The 18160-nt window shown below is 64.9% G+C and carries 21 protein-coding genes; 9 read left to right on the top strand and 12 right to left on the bottom strand.

The features are described from left to right. Nucleotides 1-40 precede the first annotated feature (40 nt). A complete protein-coding gene (locus IVB19_RS01885; protein WP_247820919.1) occupies nucleotides 41-661 on the bottom strand; it encodes a class I SAM-dependent methyltransferase in 621 nt (206 codons plus the stop codon). Nucleotides 662-972: 311 nt separating this feature from the next. Here IVB19_RS01885 and IVB19_RS01880 point away from each other — a divergent pair, with 311 nt between their 5' ends. Continuing rightward, nucleotides 973-1353 (top strand): hypothetical protein, encoded by a 381-nt coding sequence (locus IVB19_RS01880; protein ID WP_247820918.1) that lies wholly within the window; start codon nucleotides 973-975, stop codon nucleotides 1351-1353. Between the two features lie 6 nt (nucleotides 1354-1359). On the opposite strand, the gene IVB19_RS01875 is transcribed toward IVB19_RS01880, so the two are convergent. The 3 genes from IVB19_RS01875 to IVB19_RS01865 form a co-directional block, all read right to left on the bottom strand. Further along, the gene (locus tag IVB19_RS01875; protein ID WP_085351675.1) at nucleotides 1360-1638 is read right to left on the bottom strand and encodes a DUF1488 family protein; all 279 of its coding nucleotides are present in this window, start codon (nucleotides 1636-1638) and stop codon (nucleotides 1360-1362) included. Between the two features lie 196 nt (nucleotides 1639-1834). Then, nucleotides 1835-2131: a hypothetical protein gene (locus IVB19_RS01870; protein ID WP_204512787.1), complete on the bottom strand. Its 297-nt coding sequence runs from the start codon at nucleotides 2129-2131 to the stop codon at nucleotides 1835-1837. Then, complete coding sequence (locus IVB19_RS01865) at nucleotides 2124-2390, bottom strand: hypothetical protein (RefSeq protein ID WP_085351640.1); 267 nt, start codon at nucleotides 2388-2390, stop codon at nucleotides 2124-2126. Before IVB19_RS01865 ends, IVB19_RS01870 begins: the two co-directional genes overlap by 8 nt. Nucleotides 2391-2750: 360 nt before the next feature. Here IVB19_RS01865 and IVB19_RS40180 point away from each other — a divergent pair, with 360 nt between their 5' ends. The 3 genes from IVB19_RS40180 (at nucleotide 2751) to IVB19_RS01855 (ending at nucleotide 5109) form a co-directional block, all read left to right on the top strand. After that, a complete protein-coding gene (locus tag IVB19_RS40180; RefSeq protein ID WP_007599247.1) occupies nucleotides 2751-2882 on the top strand; it encodes a hypothetical protein in 132 nt (43 codons plus the stop codon). Between the two features lie 291 nt (nucleotides 2883-3173). Next, nucleotides 3174-4511, top strand: coding sequence for a T6SS phospholipase effector Tle1-like catalytic domain-containing protein (locus IVB19_RS01860; RefSeq protein WP_247820917.1), 1338 nt, complete (start codon nucleotides 3174-3176; stop codon nucleotides 4509-4511). Nucleotides 4512-4863: 352 nt separating this feature from the next. After that, complete coding sequence (locus IVB19_RS01855; protein WP_027515169.1) at nucleotides 4864-5109, top strand: PilZ domain-containing protein; 246 nt, start codon at nucleotides 4864-4866, stop codon at nucleotides 5107-5109. 243 nt (nucleotides 5110-5352) lie between these two features. Here IVB19_RS01855 and IVB19_RS01850 read toward each other — a convergent pair whose 3' ends face one another. From IVB19_RS01850 to cobS, 5 genes are all read right to left on the bottom strand, one after another. Then, a complete protein-coding gene (locus IVB19_RS01850) occupies nucleotides 5353-5763 on the bottom strand; it encodes a hypothetical protein (protein WP_026232425.1) in 411 nt (136 codons plus the stop codon). A gap of 281 nt (nucleotides 5764-6044) precedes the next feature. After that, nucleotides 6045-7157: an NADH:flavin oxidoreductase/NADH oxidase gene (locus IVB19_RS01845; RefSeq protein ID WP_018452936.1), complete on the bottom strand. Its 1113-nt coding sequence runs from the start codon at nucleotides 7155-7157 to the stop codon at nucleotides 6045-6047. A gap of 119 nt (nucleotides 7158-7276) precedes the next feature. Beyond that, nucleotides 7277-8338 (bottom strand): esterase-like activity of phytase family protein, encoded by a 1062-nt coding sequence (locus IVB19_RS01840; RefSeq protein ID WP_247820916.1) that lies wholly within the window; start codon nucleotides 8336-8338, stop codon nucleotides 7277-7279. Beyond that, nucleotides 8335-10239, bottom strand: coding sequence for a cobaltochelatase subunit CobT (gene cobT, locus IVB19_RS01835; RefSeq protein ID WP_018452934.1), 1905 nt, complete (start codon nucleotides 10237-10239; stop codon nucleotides 8335-8337). Before cobT ends, IVB19_RS01840 begins: the two co-directional genes overlap by 4 nt. A gap of 163 nt (nucleotides 10240-10402) precedes the next feature. Further along, nucleotides 10403-11401: a cobaltochelatase subunit CobS gene (gene cobS, locus IVB19_RS01830; protein ID WP_018452933.1), complete on the bottom strand. Its 999-nt coding sequence runs from the start codon at nucleotides 11399-11401 to the stop codon at nucleotides 10403-10405. Nucleotides 11402-11710: 309 nt separating this feature from the next. On the opposite strand from cobS, the gene IVB19_RS01825 reads away from it, so the two are divergent. The 3 genes from IVB19_RS01825 to IVB19_RS01815 all read left to right on the top strand — a co-directional run bounded on the left by IVB19_RS01825 (nucleotide 11711) and on the right by IVB19_RS01815 (nucleotide 13004). Beyond that, a complete protein-coding gene (locus tag IVB19_RS01825; protein ID WP_018452932.1) occupies nucleotides 11711-12370 on the top strand; it encodes a DedA family protein in 660 nt (219 codons plus the stop codon). Between the two features lie 105 nt (nucleotides 12371-12475). Next, the gene (locus IVB19_RS01820; protein WP_143273843.1) at nucleotides 12476-12688 is read left to right on the top strand and encodes an antitoxin MazE-like protein; all 213 of its coding nucleotides are present in this window, start codon (nucleotides 12476-12478) and stop codon (nucleotides 12686-12688) included. Next, nucleotides 12675-13004, top strand: coding sequence for a type II toxin-antitoxin system PemK/MazF family toxin (locus IVB19_RS01815; protein WP_026232424.1), 330 nt, complete (start codon nucleotides 12675-12677; stop codon nucleotides 13002-13004). The genes IVB19_RS01820 and IVB19_RS01815 overlap by 14 nt, the downstream gene beginning before the upstream one ends. A 48-nt stretch (nucleotides 13005-13052) precedes the next feature. Here the strand turns inward: IVB19_RS01815 and IVB19_RS01810 are convergent, their stop codons facing one another. Further along, on the bottom strand, nucleotides 13053-14273 hold the full coding sequence (locus tag IVB19_RS01810) for a citrate/2-methylcitrate synthase (RefSeq protein ID WP_085358851.1): 1221 nt from the start codon (nucleotides 14271-14273) through the stop codon (nucleotides 13053-13055). A gap of 75 nt (nucleotides 14274-14348) precedes the next feature. On the opposite strand from IVB19_RS01810, the gene IVB19_RS01805 reads away from it, so the two are divergent. After that, complete coding sequence (locus tag IVB19_RS01805; RefSeq protein ID WP_018452928.1) at nucleotides 14349-15443, top strand: citrate synthase/methylcitrate synthase; 1095 nt, start codon at nucleotides 14349-14351, stop codon at nucleotides 15441-15443. A gap of 198 nt (nucleotides 15444-15641) precedes the next feature. Here the strand turns inward: IVB19_RS01805 and IVB19_RS01800 are convergent, their stop codons facing one another. After that, a complete protein-coding gene (locus tag IVB19_RS01800; protein WP_027515160.1) occupies nucleotides 15642-16277 on the bottom strand; it encodes a J domain-containing protein in 636 nt (211 codons plus the stop codon). A gap of 152 nt (nucleotides 16278-16429) precedes the next feature. On the opposite strand from IVB19_RS01800, the gene IVB19_RS01795 reads away from it, so the two are divergent. Beyond that, the gene (locus IVB19_RS01795; RefSeq protein ID WP_026232423.1) at nucleotides 16430-16705 is read left to right on the top strand and encodes a BolA family protein; all 276 of its coding nucleotides are present in this window, start codon (nucleotides 16430-16432) and stop codon (nucleotides 16703-16705) included. Between the two features lie 142 nt (nucleotides 16706-16847). Here IVB19_RS01795 and IVB19_RS01790 read toward each other — a convergent pair whose 3' ends face one another. Then, nucleotides 16848-18152 carry an HlyC/CorC family transporter gene (locus tag IVB19_RS01790; protein ID WP_018452925.1) on the bottom strand — a complete coding sequence of 435 codons (1305 nt, stop codon included), beginning with the start codon at nucleotides 18150-18152 and terminating at the stop codon, nucleotides 16848-16850. Nucleotides 18153-18160 lie beyond the last annotated feature (8 nt).

Here is an 18160-nt window from a genome sequence, read left to right as displayed (position 1 = left end):
CGCCTATCGCGGTACAATCTTCGAAGATCGGGGGGGCAGGTCATCGGACCTTCTTCACTACTAAGCGAGTAAGACTGTGAAAATGCGGGATGTTGTTATGGGGATGCGTCTCGTGAATGATCGAGTCAGACTCAGCCAAGACCGTGTGGCCTTCGTATTGCTCAACATAAAACGAATGAGCCAGTAGAGTTGGCGAAAAGTTCGGATGGGCGGATAAATCATGGGGCCCATCATTGAATGAAACAAGGAAGTGATACCCGCCAAGCCGTGTCCTCAGTAGCGCCGTTTGGATCAGTGAGGATATCTCTTCAGACGAACTAAGGCAGTGCGCTAAGCCATAGAGCACAATCACATCGAATAATTCATCTCTAGTCAGATAAGCTTTTCCATCTAAGACGAGCCATTCAATTCGCGGGTCTGGAAACGAGCGCTGACCATTTTCTATAGCCTTCGCGGAGCAATCAACTGCTGTTACGCTTGCGCCGCATTGAGCAAATGCGGCGGCGTTCTTCCCTTCCCCGCAACCTAAGTCGAGCACGCGAATTCCACGTACGTCCGGATGCTCTTCGAGAAACGATTTTACCAAAGAGCCGGGGGACCTCCCCCAAAAACAATCACTCGACGAATAGCCTTCATCGTAACCGCCGCTGTCTCTTGTCATTTGCCTGCAATATGAATTTTAATCGGAGCAGATAGCTTAAGGATACTAGCGGACCAACGCAATCAGCGGTTGATAGAGAAAAAACCCGTGCCCTGTGCACGGCGGAGGTCGAGATCGCGCAGGCGAGCTCCTTGGGTCCGTCCTGCATCGAGACTGGGCGACGTGGCGTCGATCTAATTATTCAGAATTGTCGGCCCATCACTTGCCGCCGAAAACGACTGCCACCCCGTAGTGCTACTAGCTAAGCCAAGGTTCTATTGATCTCCCGCACTGGTTGCGCTTCTGTGCAACTTTCCGGGGGGATTCTTCTAATGCGTAATTTGGGCCTGGCGGTCCTTGCGGCCGCACTTGCTGGCTGTGCGTCGTCTTCATCTGACATATCGGCGGCTTACGTCTCGCCGGTGCAGTATCAGCAGTACAATTGCCAGCAGCTCGCGCTTGAGGCGCAGTCGGTATCCGCTAGAGCTGCGACCCTCTCCGGCGTGCAAGACAGCCAGCGCACCAAGGATCAGGTCGCGACGGGCGTTGCCGTCGTTGTGTTCTGGCCCGCAGCGTTTCTGGTCGGAGGCGACAAACAAGCTGCGGCCGAACTTGCGCAAATGAAGGGACAATTGATCGCGGTCGAACAGGCCTCGATCGCAAAGAAGTGTAACATCCAATTCCAGAACAAGCCCCAGGAGCCGCCGAAGTAGGCGTCCCTACCCCCGAAAATCAATGCTCCGCAGCACGATCCCCGGCGGGGTGCCTTCGAACTCCGTCGCCTGATATTTGCGTCCGGTGCAGGCTTCGATGCGCTCGCGCAGGCGCGTGAACTGCTCTTCGCGCTCGCTGGGCCTGGCGCGCGGGCCGCGCTCGAGGTCGTCCATGGCGGAGGTCGAGATCGCGCAGGCGATCTCCTTCGCGCCGTCCTGCATCGAAAACTGGACGATGCCGCGGTCCTGGTCATGGGCGATGAAGCGGCTGGTGGTGAGCGTCATGGGGTACTCCTTTTGCGTCCGCGTCGTGCCGGACTTGCGCAATTGCGCACTGGGGGCGGCGCCGGTCAGCGTTATCGAAGCAGGCTGTGGCACGAGGGTGCACAACAACTGACTTCGGTGGTTATGGGTCCCGGCTCCGTGCGCAATTGCGCACTCGGCCGGGACGACGCCGGTGGTTGCGCGCGTTGCCTCGCCGTCAGCCGTCGCCGTTGAGCCTTGCGAAATCGTCGAACAGCGCGGCCACCAGCGCGCGGTGGCGGGTGTCCTCGGTGGGCAGGCTCGCAGCATAGAGGTTGAGCAGATGGCGGGCCTTCACGGCGGCCTCCGGCCAGGAGGTGGCGGGCACCGACATCATGCGGTTTTCGAGCTCGGCCTCGCGCTCGCGCAGCTCCCTGACCTGGGCCTCGACATCGGCCAGCGCGCGGCGCAGATCGGTTGCCTTCTGGGCGGCCATGCCGCGGTGGCTGTCGAGATCGACCGGAATTTCAGTCATTGGCGGCACTCGCGTCGATACGTTGGGCATCCGCCAGGTCGACCGAGCCGATCGACAGCATCTCCGTCGCACCGCGCACGCCTTCGGAGGGCACCGTGATCATGGTGGCGACGCGGCGATAGGACGCGAACGACAGGCCCTCGATCATCTCCTCGTCGGTGACGACCTCATAGGCGCCGGCCGGCAATTCGCGCTCGAGACCGCGGATGTGGAATGGATGCTTGAAGGTGATGGTTTCTCGCCGCGAGCGGATGGTCATGCGCGCCTGCCTTTCGCAAAGAAGGGGCCCCAACCGACACCAGCTAAGGCGAACCATGCGCTTGTTACCCGGCAATAGCCAGCATTATGTCAGCGTGGGCCGGGACTTAAGGCGCAAGCGCGGTGCTCGCACGCGGCGTTTTAGTCCTCGCAATCGGCAGGGCGCGGGCGTACGCTCGACCACGTCAGCGCAGCTCACGCAATTGCCGCGCGTCGATGTTGCGCTGCATCTTTCGCGCCTCGTGTGCGCAGCGGCGATCTTCATTGGTTCGGGCGGGTGCATCTCAGAGCCCTGCCCAGCGACCATTGCAACGCCGATCTCGCACGCGGACGAACTCGAAACCCAGGAGGAGACGACGTCATGGCCAAGGGACAGCAACGCAGCAACCGCGAGACCAAGAAGCCGAAAAAGGACAAGATCAAGACCAGCGCCGCAGCGCCAAGCCGCAAGGACGCGGCCTGGCAGCCGGAGATCGGCCAGAAGAAGAAGTAGCCGGCGGGCGCCTTCCCTTCTCCCCTTGCGGGAGAAGGTGGCATAGGCGGCCTTCGGCCGCCGTTCTTGAAAACGCCGATGCTTCGCATCGGCTATGGCGCCGGATGAGGGGTCTGTCTCCGGGAGTTCTGACGCGAGAGATTCGCACGCGGAGAGAGACCCCTCACCCGTCTCGCCGCTTCGCGGCGATCCACCCTCTCCCGCAAGGGGAGAGGAGAAGAAGCGTCATCTCCCTCTCCCCGCCCTTTTCCGCTATACTCGCCCGGGTAGCATCAGCGGGAGGGGCATCCTGTGGATCACGAGCGCAACGCCGAGCACACATCCGAGCCGAAGAACCTTGTCATCTGCTGTGACGGCACCGGCAACGAGATCTCGGAGAACATCTCCAACGTCCTGAAGCTCTATCGCTGCCTGCGCAAGACCGACAAGACGCGGCCGCGGCAGCTGGTGTTCTACGATCCCGGGGTCGGCACGGTGACGGAGCCGTCGACGTGGCACCGCTGGAAAGCCAACGTCAATCTGGTGCTGGGGCTCGCCACCGGCTACGGGCTCGATGACAACACGCTGTCGGCCTATTGCTTCCTGGTCCAGCACTACGCGCCCGGCGACAGGATCTATCTGTTCGGTTTTTCGCGCGGTGCCTACACGGTTCGCGTGCTGGCGGGGCTGATCCACAAGATCGGCCTGATCTCGCCGGAGCAGGCCAACCTCGCAGGCAGTGGCCTCGTCGCCTACAAGCAATATTCCGGCACCGGGCGCGGCAACGATGTCAGCGACCTCATCGATGAGGGTTTTGACGACAGCGGGCCGCTGCCGAAAAACAAGTTCGATCTCGCCGCGCAGTTCGCACGCATCACCTCGTCGCGCTGGCCGACCATCCACTTCATCGGCGTCTGGGACACGGTGGCGAGCGTGATCGTGCCGCGCGCCGACCGGGGCTATTTGCCGAGCTTCGAGGAGCTCGCCTTCACGCTGCGCAATCCCAGCGTCAACATCTTCCGCCAGGCGATCGCCATGGACGAGCGGCGCTGCATGTTCCGCCTCAAGGCGTATGAGGAGCCGCAGGAGTACTGGCGCAACCGCTTCGTGCCCGACGACAAGAAGGAGCCGCAGGACATTTTGCAGGTGTGGTTCGCCGGCGTGCATTGCGACGTCGGTGGCGGCTATCCGGAAGTCGAGAGCGGCGAGTCCAAATATCCGCTGCTCTGGATGATCGAGGAGGCGACCAAGGCGGGGCTGAACTTCAACCCGCGCACGGTGAACCAGCTCGCCTGGGGCATCCAGCGCAAGAACTCGCCGTTCCAATACGTGCCGCCGGCTTACACCGGCAAGACCGGCGAGCTGCATGATTCGATGACGGCGCCCTGGCGCGTGCTGGAATATCTGCCGAAGAGCGCCAAGTACCGGGAATGGCCGGCGCGGAAGGTGTTTCTCGGGTTCTACATCCCCGATTGCGAACCGCGCCTGATCCCCGAAGGCGCGCATGTGCATGAGAGCGTGGTGAAGCGGATGGCGGTGGAGCCGGGCTATCGGCCGGTGAATTTGCCGAAGGACTATGTGACGGTGCCGATGCCGCTGCCGCCGGGTGTGGGCATGGTGGCGGAGTCGGGGGAGATCGTGGTGGGGTGAGGGCCTTCCCTTCTCCCCCTGTGGGAGAAGGTGGCATAGGCGGTCTTCGGCCGCCGTTCTTGAAAACGCCGATGCTTCGCATCGGCTATGGCGCCGGATGAGGGGTTGTCGCCGCGAACGCGAAAGCTTCGTATGCCGTGCGAGACCCCTCACCCGTCTCGCCACTTCGTGGCGATCCACCCTCTCCCACAAGGGGAGAGGGGGAAGCCTTCCCACCCCGCTACCGCCGCTTTCTCCATTCGCCGACACTTTTCATTAAAATTCTCCAGCCCGCCTTAGCCGGATCGAATCAACTCCTTGGCATCATCTCCCGACCACCCGCGCCATCCGCGGAAATTGGAGGAGAGTGCCAATGCATCCGCGACGACACGCCCGCGTCAAACCCGCGGGCCTCGTGTCCCGCCAGGCCAAGATCATCACCGACCCGCGCGCGCCGGTGATCCCCTGCACGCTGATCGACTATTCGCCGGGCGGCGCCTGCGTCGATCTCGGCGGCCAGGTGAAGATTCCCGATCGCTTCGAGCTGCTGCATGTGAACACGAAAAAACGCTGCCGCGTGGCGTGGAAGCGCGGCTCGAAGGTGGGCGTGGTGTTTTGACTCCTTCCAGCTGCTGAACAAGGCCGCGCTCCACACTCCGCTCGGCTCCCTCCCGCCTTGTGGGGGAGGGTTGGGGAGAGGGGTGGCCCAGCAAAAGGTGTTAGTTACGTGCGAAGCGATGGCAACAGAGTGTCGCTTCATTCGACAGAGCACGCCGTGTGGCTACCCCTCTCCCTAGCCCTCCCCCACAAGGGGGAGGGAACGCAGTGTACTTGCGGCGCGATCTCTCCCAACACAACAAATTCACGGCTTCCGCATCCGCGCCTTTGCGCCCGCGACGATCTGCATCGCGACGCCGGCGATCCAGCCGAACAAGGCGAACCAGCTCCAGGCGATGTGCGGATCGAGGCGGAGCACGATGATGGCGACGGAGGCGAGTGCGGTGAGCGTGGCGCAGAGCGTGCCGGCGGCGCTCAACAGTTCCGCGGCGTCGATGTCGCCGTGGGCCTCGTCGAACGGCAATTGCGGCGTGTCGATGCCGAGATAGAAGCCGACGAAGCCCAGCACCATCATCAGCAGCAGGAACCCCTCGGTGGTGAGCGCGGGTATCGCGGATCCCACGTAAGCGCCGACGAACAGCCCGCACGCCGCGCCCGCCATCGCAAGCCCCACGCGCTCGATGACGTGGGCAGCTTTTCGAACACGAAATCGCATGGCGGGCCTCCGCGAGGCGTTGGACGCACGCGAGGTTAGGCCAGATTTGGGTGGGGTGGAAGCTGAGAAGGTTTACGGATGCGTGAGGTGGGACGGCACGGGACCAAAAGGTACGCGGAGCAACGACCTTGGCGTGTGTCGCATGGCTGCCTCCCCATCGTCATTGCGAGCGCAGCGAAGCAATCCAGGCTCTTTCCGCGGACCCAGCCTGGATAGCTTCGTCGCAAGGGCTCCTCGCAATGACGAGTTTGCGGCGCGGTCCTCGCGCCAGACTCGGCCCCTCACCGCGCCCCGAACGTGGTCTTGCCGAACAGCGCCTTCTGGGTCGAGGGCTGCGAGCGCCAGTACTGCGGCGGGGCTTCGACCTCGCCGCCGAGTTCGGCTGCGGCGTGCCAGGCCCAGCGCGGGTCGTAGAGCAAGCCGCGGGCGAGCGCGACCATGTCGGCCTTGCCGGATGCGACGATCTCTTCGGCCTGCTTCGGCTCGGTGATCAGGCCGACGGCGATGGTGGGCAAACCCGTCTCGCGCTTGATGGCCTCTGCAAACTGCACCTGATAGCCGGGGCCGAGTGCGATCTTCTGCAGCGGCGAGACGCCGCCGGAGGAGGCATCGATCCAGTCGACGCCGCGCGCCTTCAGCGCGTTTGCGAATGCGATGGTCTGCGCCAGGTCCCAGCCGCCCTCGACCCAGTCGGTCGACGACACCCGCATGCCGACCGGCTTGTCGTGCGGGAATACGGCGCGGACCGCGTCGTAGACCTCCAGCGGGAAGCGCATGCGGTTCTCGAGCGAGCCGCCATATTCGTCGGTGCGCCTGTTCGAGATCGGCGACAGGAATTGATGCAGGAGATAGCCGTGCGCGCCGTGCAGCTCGACCGCGTCAATGCCGATGCGATCGGCGCGCTTGGCGGCATCGACGAAGGCCTCGCGGATGCGCTTGAGGCCCGCGGCATCGAGCGCCAGCGGCGCGGCCTCGCCCTCCTTGTGCGGCAGCGCCGACGGCGCCACGGTCTGCCAGCCGCCCGCATCCTGCGGAATCAGCTGGCCGCCGTCCCACGGCCGCGCGCTGCTGGCTTTGCGGCCCGCATGCGCGAGCTGCATTGCGACGGCGGTCGAGGAATGTTTCCGCACCGAGGTGAGGATCTGCTTCAGCGCGGCCTCGGCGGCATCGCTGTAGAGCCCGAGGCAGCCCGGCGTGATGCGGCCGATCGCCTCGACATGGGTCGCCTCGATGCAGAACATCGCGGCGCCCGACAGGCTGAGATTGTTGATGTGGGTGAAGTGCCAGTCGGTGGGGACGCCGTCCTCGGCCGAATATTGGCACATCGGCGACACCACGATGCGGTTCTTCAAAGTCAGGCCGCGCAGCTTGATCGGGGAAAACAGGGCGCTCATGCGGGGGAGTTCCGGGATGGGGGGCAGGGAGACGGAGAGAGTGTAGTGGGCGATGCGCCGATTGCCAGCCGCGCGGGGGGCATGGCGGCTCGCGGGGGATGCATTGCGGCCGCGCCGCCCTACTCCACCAGCGCGAACTGCAGCAGCAGGGTGCGCTGGAGCATCGAGAAATTGTCGTCCGACACCAGCGTCAGCACGGTCTCGCCGTCAGCCGTGACGTGGGCGTCGATGCCTTCCATGTTGTCGATCTCGTGGCCGAGATCGGCCTTGAACAGCACGGGGCCGTCGACCAATGCGCCGGGCGCGATCGATTTCAGGGGGATGGCGCGGATGCGGATATCGACGCCGGTGAACCAGGAGAATTTGCGTTCGAGGATCAGGAGATCGCCCGAGGGCAGCAGCACCGCGTCGCTGATGAGCTGCTGGTCGGTGCGGCGAATGCTGAACTGGCCGGGTGTGGGGCCGCCGAGCAAAAATCCGATCAGATTGCCGTCGGCATCGAAGCCGCCCTCCGACAGCGCGATCAAGGTGCCCGCGAGCGGCTGCCCCTTTGGAACGAACACCAGCGCCTCGAGCCCCTTGTTGTAGGGCAGTTTGCGCACCGCCGGCGGGGTCGGCAGCACCTCGCCGCGCGCGCGTGTGCCGCCCTTCGCAAAATCGAACCGCATGATCTGGTTGACGCGCTCGAGCCCGACATAGACGAGGTCGCCGTCACGCGCGAGCGACTCGGTGTCGTACCACAGCCGCTTCTCCGTGATCGGCCGCCCCTCCGCATTGAGCACCGGCGCGGCCTCGACGTCGCCGAGGCCGGTCATGATCCGCCCGGAATAACGGATGCGACCGGTGAACCAGGTGCCCTGGTCGGAGATCGCGAGGAAGCGCTCGCCTTTGCTGTCGAGAAAGCGGAAGCCGGACAGGCCGCCGAAGCCGCGATGCGGCGAGGTCAGCACCAGGCCGCCGCGATAGTCCAGCGAACCGAACCGCGTGCGCGCGCGGTCGCGCGGCTCGAAATTGGGGATCGGCCGCGCGTTGACCTCGATGCCAACGGGCGCTGCGACGGCGTGCTCGATGAGCGCCGGCTTCGGCGCCGGCTGCGCCCGCGCCAGGCGAGACAGTGCGAAAGTGGAAAATCCCGCCGCCGCGTGGCCGATAAAGCTGCGGCGGGATCGATGGTTGCTCACGAATGCAGTTTGCGTCGCGGGCGGTTGGCCGGCTGCGTGGGCGCGGTGTTGGTCTCGCTGAACAGTTCGGCGAGTTTTTCGGTGATGGCGCCGCCGAGCTCTTCGGCGTCCACGATCGTCACCGCGCGGCGATAATAGCGCGTCACGTCATGGCCGATGCCGATCGCGATCAGCTCGACCGGCGAGCGGGTCTCGATCTCCTCGATGATGTGGCGCAGGTGCCGCTCGAGATAGTTGCCGGGATTGACCGACAGCGTGGAATCGTCGACCGGCGCGCCGTCCGAGATCATCATCAGGATCTTGCGCTGTTCGGGCCGGCCGAGCAGGCGCTTGTGCGCCCAGTCGAGCGCCTCGCCGTCGATGTTCTCCTTCAACAGCCCTTCGCGCATCATCAGGCCGAGGTTTTTCCGCGCACGACGCCAGGGGGCGTCCGCCGACTTGTAGATGATGTGGCGGAGATCGTTGAGGCGGCCGGGGCTGGCCGGCTTGCCGGCGGCAAGCCACGCCTCGCGCGATTGCCCGCCCTTCCAGGCGCGCGTGGTGAAGCCGAGAATCTCGACCTTGACGCCGCAACGCTCCAGCGTGCGGGCGAGGATGTCGGCGCAAGTCGCCGCGACCGTGATCGGCCGCCCGCGCATCGAGCCGGAATTGTCGAGCAGCAGCGTCACCACGGTATCGCGGAACGTCGCCTCCTTCTCGTGCATGAAGGACAGCGGGTGATAGGGATCGGTCACCACGCGCGACAGCCGCGCGGGGTCGAGAATGCCCTCTTCGAGATCGAATTCCCAGGCGCGGTTCTGCTGCGCCATCAAGCGCCTCTGCAGCCGGTTGGCGAGACGGGCGACGATGCCCTGCAGATGCGCGAGCTGCTTGTCGAGATAGGCGCGCAGCCGCTCCAGCTCGTCATGGTCGCAGAGGTCTTCGGCGGCGATGACCTCGTCGAACTTCGGCGCGAAGGCGTGATATTCCGGCCCGCGCGGCTCGTTCTTGCCGTGCGAATTCGGCCGCGTCGCCTCGCCCGGCGTCTCGTCGTCGCCGAGCTCGCCGTCGTCGAAGGTGTCGGAGGTCGAGGCCTGCGCGCTTTCCATCGCGCTCTCGCTCATCTCCTCGCTCGACGCCTGGGCCTGATCGGCGCTCATCTCCTGCGCGGCGTCGGAATCGGGCGAGCCCTCGGCGCCGGACTGATCGTTGTCGCCGTCCTGGTTCTCGTCGTTCTCGTCATTGTCTTCGCTGTCGGCGCTGCGCTCGTCGCCGATCTCGAGCGCCGTCAGCAGATCATGCACGGCATCGCCGAACCTGGTCTGGTCCTCGACCACGGTATCGAGCCGGTCGAGCCGCCTGCCGATCTTGTCTTCGAGAATAGGGCGCCAGAGATCGACCATCTTCTTGGCGGCCGTCGGCGGCGCCATGCCGGTCAGGCGCTCGCGCACCAGCATTGCCAGCGCGTCGGCGAGCGGCGCGTCGGCGCGATCGGTGATCTCGTCGAACTTGCCGCGATGGAAATGGTCGTCGAGCATCGCGGTGAGGTTTTTCGCAACGCCCGCCATGCGCCGCGCGCCGATCGCCTCGACACGGGCCTGCTCCACCGCCTCGAACACGCCGCGCGCCTGCGGATTGCCCGGCATCAGCTTGCGATGCACCTTCGGATCGTGACAGGCGAGCTTGAGCGCGATGGAATCGGCGTGGCCGCGCACGATGGCGGCATCACGCCTGGTCATCTTTCGCGCGGGCTCGGGCAGCCGCGCCTTGCCCGGCGCGAGCCCGGGACGCTCGGCGGCGAAGCTGACGTCGAGCTCGGGCGCCTTGGCGATCGCCTTCAGGCAGGAGGCCACCGAGCGCTTGAACGGCTCGGTCGGGGCTTCCTTGGTGTTGCGGAATTTGGAGTTGGAGGTGGTGCTCATCTCGCCCTTACCCGTCGTCCCCGCGAAGGCCGGGACCCATAACCGCCGGCAATCATTGCGTCAGGAGAAATTAGCAGCGTCGCTTCACAGAGAGACCTCGCGGTATGGGTCCCGGCCCCCGTGCGCAATTGCGCACTCGGCCGGGACGACACACCGAGAGCGATCAGCTGAGCGCCACGTTCACCGACGATTCCGGCAGCTCCGCGTTGAAGCAGCGCTGGTAGAACTCGGCGACGAGGGGACGTTCGAGCTCGTCGCATTTGTTGAGGAAGGTGACCCGGAACGCAAAGCCGATGTCGCTGAAGATGTCGGCGTTCTCCGCCCAGGTGATCACCGTGCGCGGGCTCATCACCGTCGACAGATCGCCATTGGCGAAGGCGTTGCGGGTGAGGTCGGCGAGGCGAACCATCTTGTTGACGATGTCGCGGCCCTCCGTGGTGCGATAGTGCTTGGCCTTGGCCAGCACGATCTCCACTTCCTCGTCATGGCTGAGATAGTTCAACGTGGTGACGATCGACCAGCGGTCCATCTGACCCTGGTTGATCTGCTGGGTGCCGTGATAGAGGCCCGAGGTGTCGCCGAGGCCGACGGTGTTGGCGGTCGAGAACATGCGGAATGCCGGATGCGGCTTGATCACCTTGTTCTGGTCGAGCAGCGTCAGCCGGCCGGAGACTTCCAGCACGCGCTGGATCACGAACATCACGTCCGGGCGGCCGGCGTCGTATTCGTCGAACACCAGCGCGACGTTATGCTGGAGCGCCCAGGGCAGGATGCCGTCGCGGAATTCGGTGACCTGCTTGCCGTCGCGGACCACGATCGAGTCCTTGCCGACGAGGTCGATACGGCTGATGTGGCTGTCGAGGTTGACGCGCACGCAGGGCCAGTTCAGTCGCGCAGCGACCTGCTCGATATGGGTGGATTTGCCGGTGCCGTGATAGCCCGTGACCATGACGCGGCGGTTGTGGGCGAAGCCGGCGAGAATGGCGAGCGTGGTGGCGCGGTCGAAGCGGTAATCGGAATCGACTTCGGGGACGTGAGGATCGACTTCGGAATAGGCGGGGACTTCGAGATCGCTGTCGATCCCGAACACCTGGCGCACCGACACCTTCATGTCGGGCAAACCGGAAACTTCCTCAACTTTGGACATCGCGGCGGTCGTCATCAATCCTCCGAGGTCCCGGGCGATCCCGAGACCAGTTATTGCACGTTGGCTGCGGCTGGGTGCTGTTGCGAACCTATCAGAGACAACGGGCGGGCAGAAGCCCGCCCCCCGATCAAAGTTCCGTTGTCTTTTCATTTAGATAGGCAAGGAACGCGATTTTTGGAAGGCTGCCCTGCGAATCACGCCTGAATTTCGTGCCGAAGGCACCGTCCTGCCGACGCGGGTGGCACTTTTACCGCCGCTCATTACTTATGTAGGGTCTGAATATAGGGTCCGAACCCCAAGGCCCAATCCCACCGCAGAGACGATGTGACGTCCTTTCTCGATCCCCTCATTTCATTCGTCTCGGCCCATGCGTGGCTGGCCTATCTGACCCTGTTTCTGGCGGCCCTGCTCGAGGCGGTTCCGGTGGTGGGGTCGGTCATCCCCGGCTCGACGATCATCCTGGCGCTGAGCGCCCTGGTCCCGGGCGGCGAGCTCAAGCTGCAATGGGTGTTGCTGGCGGCGGCGCTCGGCGCAGTGCTCGGCGATGGTTCGGCCTACTGGATCGGACACCGGCAACAACGGGAGATCCTCAACACCTGGCCGCTGACCAATTATCCGCGTGTGGTCGAACAGAGCGAGAATTTCTTCCACCGCTTCGGCACCTGGGCGGTGTTCTTCGCCCGCTTCGTGCCGCCGATCCGTGCCTTCGTCCCGGTCACGGCGGGCGCGCTCGGCATGCCCCCGGCCCGCTTCTACGCCATCAACATCCCGGCGATCCTGGTCTGGGCGCCGGCGCATGTGCTGCCGGGCGTTTTGGCGGTGTCGGCCCTGCACGAATATGCCGGGCTGCCGCACCATGGGCATCCGTATAAGCATATGTGGATTTTGACCGTGGTCGGCGTGGCAATCGTCGTAGGCCTGGCGGTTTGGATCTATCGCCGCCGGAACGGCGGCGGCGTGGCGGTGGCGAAGCCGCGAGGGTGATAGCGTCGAGCGGCGCACTGCGGTTTGGGGACTTCGCAACGTGGCGGCCCTTGCCTCCAAGCCGTAACGCGTTACATTGTAACGCGTTACATGGGATCGTTTCCAATGACTGCACCCGCTGAAAGAATGAAAATGATGCGCCAGCGGAGGCGGCTGCGGGGCTTGCGCGAACTGCGCCTCGTCGTAGCTGATGCTCGCTCGCGGTCAGTTCGACGACGGGTGGCGAAGCAAGTTGCCAGCCTCGACCCCGATCGCGAGCGCAACGCGCTGCAGTGGATCGAGTCGGTCTCCGAGTTTGATGCAGATGCAACGCGGTGACGTCGTGACCGTCGCTGCAACGGGCGACTATGGCAAACCCCGCCCGGCGGTCATCGTGCAGAGCGACGCTTTCCCTGAAACTCATGCCTCCGTCGTGATCTGCCAGTTGACTTCCGAACTGGCGCACGCCCCGGATTTTCGGGTGACTATCGAGCCAACCCGCGAAAATGGATTACGACTGAGATCGCAGGCGATGGCCGACAAGCCGATCACCGTGAGACGCGAACGGATCGGACAGAAGATCGGGCGCCTCGGCAGCCAGGATATGGCGCGGATTGGGATTGCTTTGGCGTTCGTGTTAGGGCTTGCGGATTGATCAGGTACCCGAGCACGGGCTTCCGCCAGGACGACCGCAGCAGCGATCCTAGCTAGCAGCGCCTCCCCTCCGCCCCGGTGCCGGCCCGACATACCTCGCCCGGGGCCTGATCAGCTTGCCGAACTGCAACTGCTCGCTCGCATGTGCGATCCAGCCGACGCTGCGGGCCATCGCGAACAGGGCGAGCTCGCTGCCGCCAGGCAGGCGCAGCGCGTGCACGAGCACCGCGAGCGCGTAGTCGATATTGACGAGTTCGCCGGTCGCCTCCGCGATCCGCTCGGGCACCTCCTTGGTGAATTTGCGCGGTGCGCCTGCGCGAGAGAGCGCGTTGAGCAGCGATTGCGCGCGCCGATCGCCCCGCTTGTAGACGCCGTGACCGAAGCCGGCAAAGCGTTCGCCGAGCGCGACACGCTCGCGGACCATTGGCTCGACGTCACGATCGACCAGTGCCTTGACGAGCTGCGAGGCGAGCACGCCGGCACCGCCGTGCTTCGGTCCCTTCAGCGCGGCGAGGCCGGCGATGACGGAATCATAAAGATTAAGACCGGTCGAGGCTGCGCAACGCGCGGTGAAGGTGGACGCGTTCAACTCATGCTCGGCGAGCAGAACCAGCGCGCGGCGTATGAGATCGGCCGCGTGCTTGTTGTCGGGAGCCCAGGCACTGGCGATCTGCTGGTGCAGCGGCTCGGCGGACGGCTCCGTATTGAGCATGGTCGCGACCAGGAGCCGGACGATGCGCGCACCGACCATCGCACGTCCATCATGCGCGCGGGTGAAGGCGCGGGGATCGGCGCTCGATGCGAGCGCCAGCACGGCAATGGCGCGATCGATCGGCGCGGCGCGCCGCGCGGCCTGCGCGATCAGGCGCATCTCATCGGACACCGCGGGAAAATTGTCCGGCGCAAAGGGATCGACGCCGGAGACGTCCCACAGAAGCGTCGCCGTGTGCTCCAGCGTGTCGTTCTCCGCGAGATCGACGCAATTGACGCCGCGATAGATCGCGCCCTCCTCGGTGATGGTGGAGATCTCCGTGTCCATGACCGGCAGATCGGCATCGAAGCTGCGCAGGCCGCGCGGCTCCGGCGACGGCACCCGACGCTCCTTCAGCGCCCGGACGTCCTCGGCGCGATAGCGGTTCTTGCGCGAGTCGGGCGTCGGCTCGGAGCGGACCAGGCCGCGGCTGACATAGGCGTAGAGCGTGGCCGGCGAGATCGCGAGCTCGGCGGCGGCTTCCCGGGCGGAGAGGTAGAGACCTTCCGAATTTTTCATATTGATTAATGTAATCAAGATTGATCAATCTGTCGAGAGGCCTGATCTTTGGCTGGTGCAAAGGAGATTTGGGCCATGAACATCCACCTCACCAAGAGCCAGATCGGGCTGGACGGCGTTCCCGCGGCCGAAACCGTGCTGAGCCATGTCGACGGCGAGCGCGGCGAGTTGATCATCGCCGGCGAGCATGTTGGCCGACTGGCGAGCCAGTCGAGCTTTGAGGGCGTCACCGCCCGGCTCTGGAACGGCGCCAGCACGACCACGCTGAGCGAAGCCGATGTGCGCGCGAGCCTGGGCGCCGCACGCGAGCGCGCCTTCGCGCGGCTGGATGAGCTGCTGCCGGCAACGCGCGGCATGGGCATCATCGACGGATTTCGCGCGGCGGTCGCGGGAGTTCGCGCCGAGCACGGGCTCGCCCATGAGGCGACGATCGTCGGCGCATTCCCGGTGATTGCGGGCGCGCTCGTCCGCCGGGCTAGGGGTCTCGATCCCGTGGCGCCCGATCCGAACGTGAGCCAGGCTGCCGATACGCTTCGCATGCTGCACGGGCGCGCGCCCGAACCACGCGAGGTCAGGGCGCTGGACGCCTATCTCGTGACCGCCAGCGACCACGGCATGAACGCCTCGACCTTCACCGCGCGCGTGGTGGCCTCAACGCACGCAGATCTGTTTGCCGCCGTCACCGCCGGCTATTGCGCGCTGACGGGTCCGCTGCATGGCGGCGCGCCGGAGCCGGTGCTGGAAATGCTCGACGCGATCGGCTCGCGCGAGCGCATCCAGCCCTGGGTGGACGCGGCACTCGCCCGCGGCGAGCGAATGATGGGCTTCGGCCACCGCGTCTATCGCGTGCGCGATCCCCGCGCCGACGTGCTCAAGACCGCGATCGAGGCGCTGGCCTCGGACGGCGCCGACCTGCCGTTTGCCGGCGAGGTCGAGGCCTATATCCGCGCAGCCTTGCGCAAGAAGAATCCGGACCGGCCGCTGGAGACCAATGTGGAGTTCTTCACCGCGATCCTGCTCGATGCGCTGGCGATTCCGAGGCAGGCCTTCACGCCGATCTTCGCCGTGGCGCGCGCAGCCGGCTGGACGGCGCATGCGCGGGAGCAGCAGCGGACCGGGCGGCTGATCCGGCCGAGCTCGTCATATGTGGGCGCGATGCCGAAGGCGTAGGGAATGCGTAGCCCGGAGCGCGTGCTTCCCCTCTCCCCTTGCGGGAGAGGGTGGCTCGCCGCAAAGCGGCGAGACGGGTGAGGGATTGTCTCGACACCCTCATATCTTGCAGTTGAATTCGCCGAGAGAAACCCCTCATCCGGCGCTTCGCGCCACCTTCTCCGGCAAGGGGAGAAGGGAAGAAAGCGCGCGCGAAGCCTACGCCTCGCGCACCACGGTCTTCAGATAATTATACGCCTTGATGATTTCGATCAGGCGATCCTCGGTGGAGCGGTCGCCACCGTTGGCATCGGGGTGGTGCTGCTTCACCAGCGCCTTGTACTTGGACTTGACGTCGGCGAGCGTGGACTCGGGGCCGAGGCCCATCACCTGAAGCGCCTTGCGCTCGGCGTTCATGATCTTGCGCGTCTCGGCCTTGGGCGCGGCCTGCGGGCCGGCGCGCCAGCCGGTGCGGCCGTTCAGCTCCTGGAACATGCTGAACGGATCGAAGGCGCCGTCGATCTCGGCCTCGGCGCCCTTCTTGACGCCGCCATTGGCGCCCATCTTCCAGGTCGGACGATGACCGGTCAGCGCATCTTTCTGATAGCGCGCGACAGCGTCGGCATTCATGCCGGAGAAAAAATTGTAGTTCTGGTTGTACTCGCGCACGTGGTTCAGGCAGAAGTGCCAGTACTCACGCTGATTGTCGCGACCCTTGGGCGCACGATGCGCGCCCTTGTTCTGACACCCGGTCCATTCGCAATTGACCACGGCGTCGCGCGGCTTCACCTCCGGCTGCTTGCCTTTCGGCTTGATCCGGATGGAGTCGAAGAACTTTGATGAATCGATCGGCATGGCTGACTTTGACTACGCAATGCAAAAACCTTCAAGTCTTGACATTGCAATTAGCTGAAAAGCATAGCCGAAACTATGCTGAGGCGTCCTTGAACGGCCGCTAGAGGCGGCCTATGCAATACGGAGAGCGATCTCGCACCGTAATGACCCAGATGGCCATCAGAGACACTATCAGCAACAAGTTGCAGGAAGCTTTCACGCCGGAAAGCCTGCAAGTCGTCGACGAGTCACATTTGCATGAGGGCCACGCCGGCCATCGGCCGAGCGGCGAGACGCACTTTCGGGTTTATATTGTGTCTTCCGCCTTCAAAGGGAAGAGCCGGGTCGATCGCCACCGCATGATAAATTCGGCGCTGGCCGCGGAACTCTCCGGCAGCGTGCACGCGCTGGCGATCCACGCGCAAGCGCCGGGAGAAGGCGGCAGCTAGCTCGCCGATGCGGCTGTCATGCCCGCAAAGGCGGGCATCCAGTACTCCGAGGCGGCGCGGCTAGAATCGAGCCGCTGCGGCTTACTGGATCGTCCGCCCCAGTGCGCAAGCGCGCACAAGGCGGACGATGACAGCTACCGCTTCAAAACGACGTCCCCGCCCGCCGCCGCTTGGCTTCCTCCATTTCCGTCTCGCGCGGCACCGGTGAAATACGGAGCGCGGTGATGCGGTTGCGTTCGCGGCGGAGGACGCGGAAGCGGAAGCCGTGAAAGGTGAAACTCTGGCCGCGGTCGGGGATCGAGCGCGCCTCGTGAATGACGAGGCCGGCGACCGTCGTTGCCTCTTCGTCGGGCAGGTGCCAGTCCATGGCGCGGTTGAGATCGCGGATCGGGACCGAGCCGTCGACGACGACCGAGCCGTCCGGCTGGGCGCGCACGCCCGCGACCACGACGTCATGCTCGTCGGAGATGTCGCCGACGATCTCTTCCAGAATGTCTTCCAGCGTCACGAGGCCTTCAACTTCGCCGTACTCGTCGACGACCAGGGCGAAATGAGTCTTGCGGCGGCGGAACGCCTTGAGCTGCTCGGAGACGGGCCGCATTTCCGGCACGAACCAGGGCGGCAGCGCGATGGTCGAGACGTCGATGCGCGAGGTGTCGCCGTCGGACGCGCGGATCGCGCGCAGCAGATCCTTGGCGTGGAGCACGCCGATGATGTTTTCCGGTTTCTCGCGCCACAGCGGGATGCGGGTGTATTCGGCCGCCAGCACCTCGCGCACCAGATCCTCCGGCGGCAGGTCGGCGTTGATCATCGTCATCTCGGTGCGATGGATCATGACGTCGGAGACCTGGAGCTCGCGCAGATCGAGCAGCCCGCCGAGCATGTCGCGGTCGTGCTTCTCAAACTTGCCTTCATGATGCAGCAGGTCGACCGCGCCGCGGAGGCGCTCGGTCGGCGACAGGATCGCCTGGTGCTCGCCGGCAAGGCCAAACAGGCGCATCAACAGCCGCACGATGACTTCCACGATCCGCAGCAGCGGCCCCAGCACGTACATTGTCAGCCGCATCGGGCGCGCGACCGCGAGCGCCATGCGGTCGGGCGCGTTGATCGCGATGGTCTTGGGCAGCACCTCGGCGAAGATCACGACCAGTGCGGTCATCAAGCCGGTGGCATAGAGCACGCCGACGTCGCCGAACCAGGCGGTGAAGATGCTGGTGGCCAGGGCGGATGCACTGATATTGGCGATGTTGTTGCCGAGCAGCAGGGCGCCGATCAGGCGCTCGCGCATGTCGAGCAGCTGCGAAACCACGTCGGCGTCGCGATTACCCTGCTTGGAGAGCCGCAGCATGCTGGCGCGCGAGGCGCCCGTCAGTGCGGTCTCGCTCGCGGCGAAGAAGCCGGAGACCAGCAGGCAGAGAATGACGATGGTGAATCCGAGCCAATCCATGAACCACT

Source organism: Bradyrhizobium sp. 187 (assembly GCF_023101005.1).
Lineage (GTDB): Bacteria > Pseudomonadota > Alphaproteobacteria > Rhizobiales > Xanthobacteraceae > Bradyrhizobium > Bradyrhizobium canariense_D.
Note: the sequence above shows the minus strand (reverse complement) of the source record. Positions and strands in the feature narration are given on the sequence as shown.

Bases quoted from the DNA above. Each gene is read 5' to 3' on its own strand.
- IVB19_RS01885 (WP_247820919.1), bottom strand. From the start codon at position 661: ATGACAAGAGACAGCGGCGGTTACGATGAAGGCTATTCGTCGAGTGAT.
- IVB19_RS01880 (WP_247820918.1), top strand. From the start codon at position 973: ATGCGTAATTTGGGCCTGGCGGTCCTTGCGGCCGCACTTGCTGGCTGT.
- IVB19_RS01875 (WP_085351675.1), bottom strand. From the start codon at position 1,638: ATGACGCTCACCACCAGCCGCTTCATCGCCCATGACCAGGACCGCGGC.
- IVB19_RS01870 (WP_204512787.1), bottom strand. From the start codon at position 2,131: ATGACTGAAATTCCGGTCGATCTCGACAGCCACCGCGGCATGGCCGCC.
- IVB19_RS01865 (WP_085351640.1), bottom strand. From the start codon at position 2,390: ATGACCATCCGCTCGCGGCGAGAAACCATCACCTTCAAGCATCCATTC.
- IVB19_RS40180 (WP_007599247.1), top strand. From the start codon at position 2,751: ATGGCCAAGGGACAGCAACGCAGCAACCGCGAGACCAAGAAGCCGAAA.
- IVB19_RS01855 (WP_027515169.1), top strand. From the start codon at position 4,864: ATGCATCCGCGACGACACGCCCGCGTCAAACCCGCGGGCCTCGTGTCC.
- IVB19_RS01850 (WP_026232425.1), bottom strand. From the start codon at position 5,763: ATGCGATTTCGTGTTCGAAAAGCTGCCCACGTCATCGAGCGCGTGGGG.
- IVB19_RS01845 (WP_018452936.1), bottom strand. From the start codon at position 7,157: ATGAGCGCCCTGTTTTCCCCGATCAAGCTGCGCGGCCTGACTTTGAAG.
- cobT (WP_018452934.1), bottom strand. From the start codon at position 10,239: ATGAGCACCACCTCCAACTCCAAATTCCGCAACACCAAGGAAGCCCCG.
- cobS (WP_018452933.1), bottom strand. From the start codon at position 11,401: ATGACGACCGCCGCGATGTCCAAAGTTGAGGAAGTTTCCGGTTTGCCC.
- IVB19_RS01820 (WP_143273843.1), top strand. From the start codon at position 12,476: ATGACTGCACCCGCTGAAAGAATGAAAATGATGCGCCAGCGGAGGCGG.
- IVB19_RS01815 (WP_026232424.1), top strand. From the start codon at position 12,675: ATGCAACGCGGTGACGTCGTGACCGTCGCTGCAACGGGCGACTATGGC.
- IVB19_RS01810 (WP_085358851.1), bottom strand. From the start codon at position 14,273: ATGAAAAATTCGGAAGGTCTCTACCTCTCCGCCCGGGAAGCCGCCGCC.
- IVB19_RS01805 (WP_018452928.1), top strand. From the start codon at position 14,349: ATGAACATCCACCTCACCAAGAGCCAGATCGGGCTGGACGGCGTTCCC.
- IVB19_RS01800 (WP_027515160.1), bottom strand. From the start codon at position 16,277: ATGCCGATCGATTCATCAAAGTTCTTCGACTCCATCCGGATCAAGCCG.
- IVB19_RS01795 (WP_026232423.1), top strand. From the start codon at position 16,430: ATGGCCATCAGAGACACTATCAGCAACAAGTTGCAGGAAGCTTTCACG.
- IVB19_RS01790 (WP_018452925.1), bottom strand. From the start codon at position 18,152: ATGGATTGGCTCGGATTCACCATCGTCATTCTCTGCCTGCTGGTCTCC.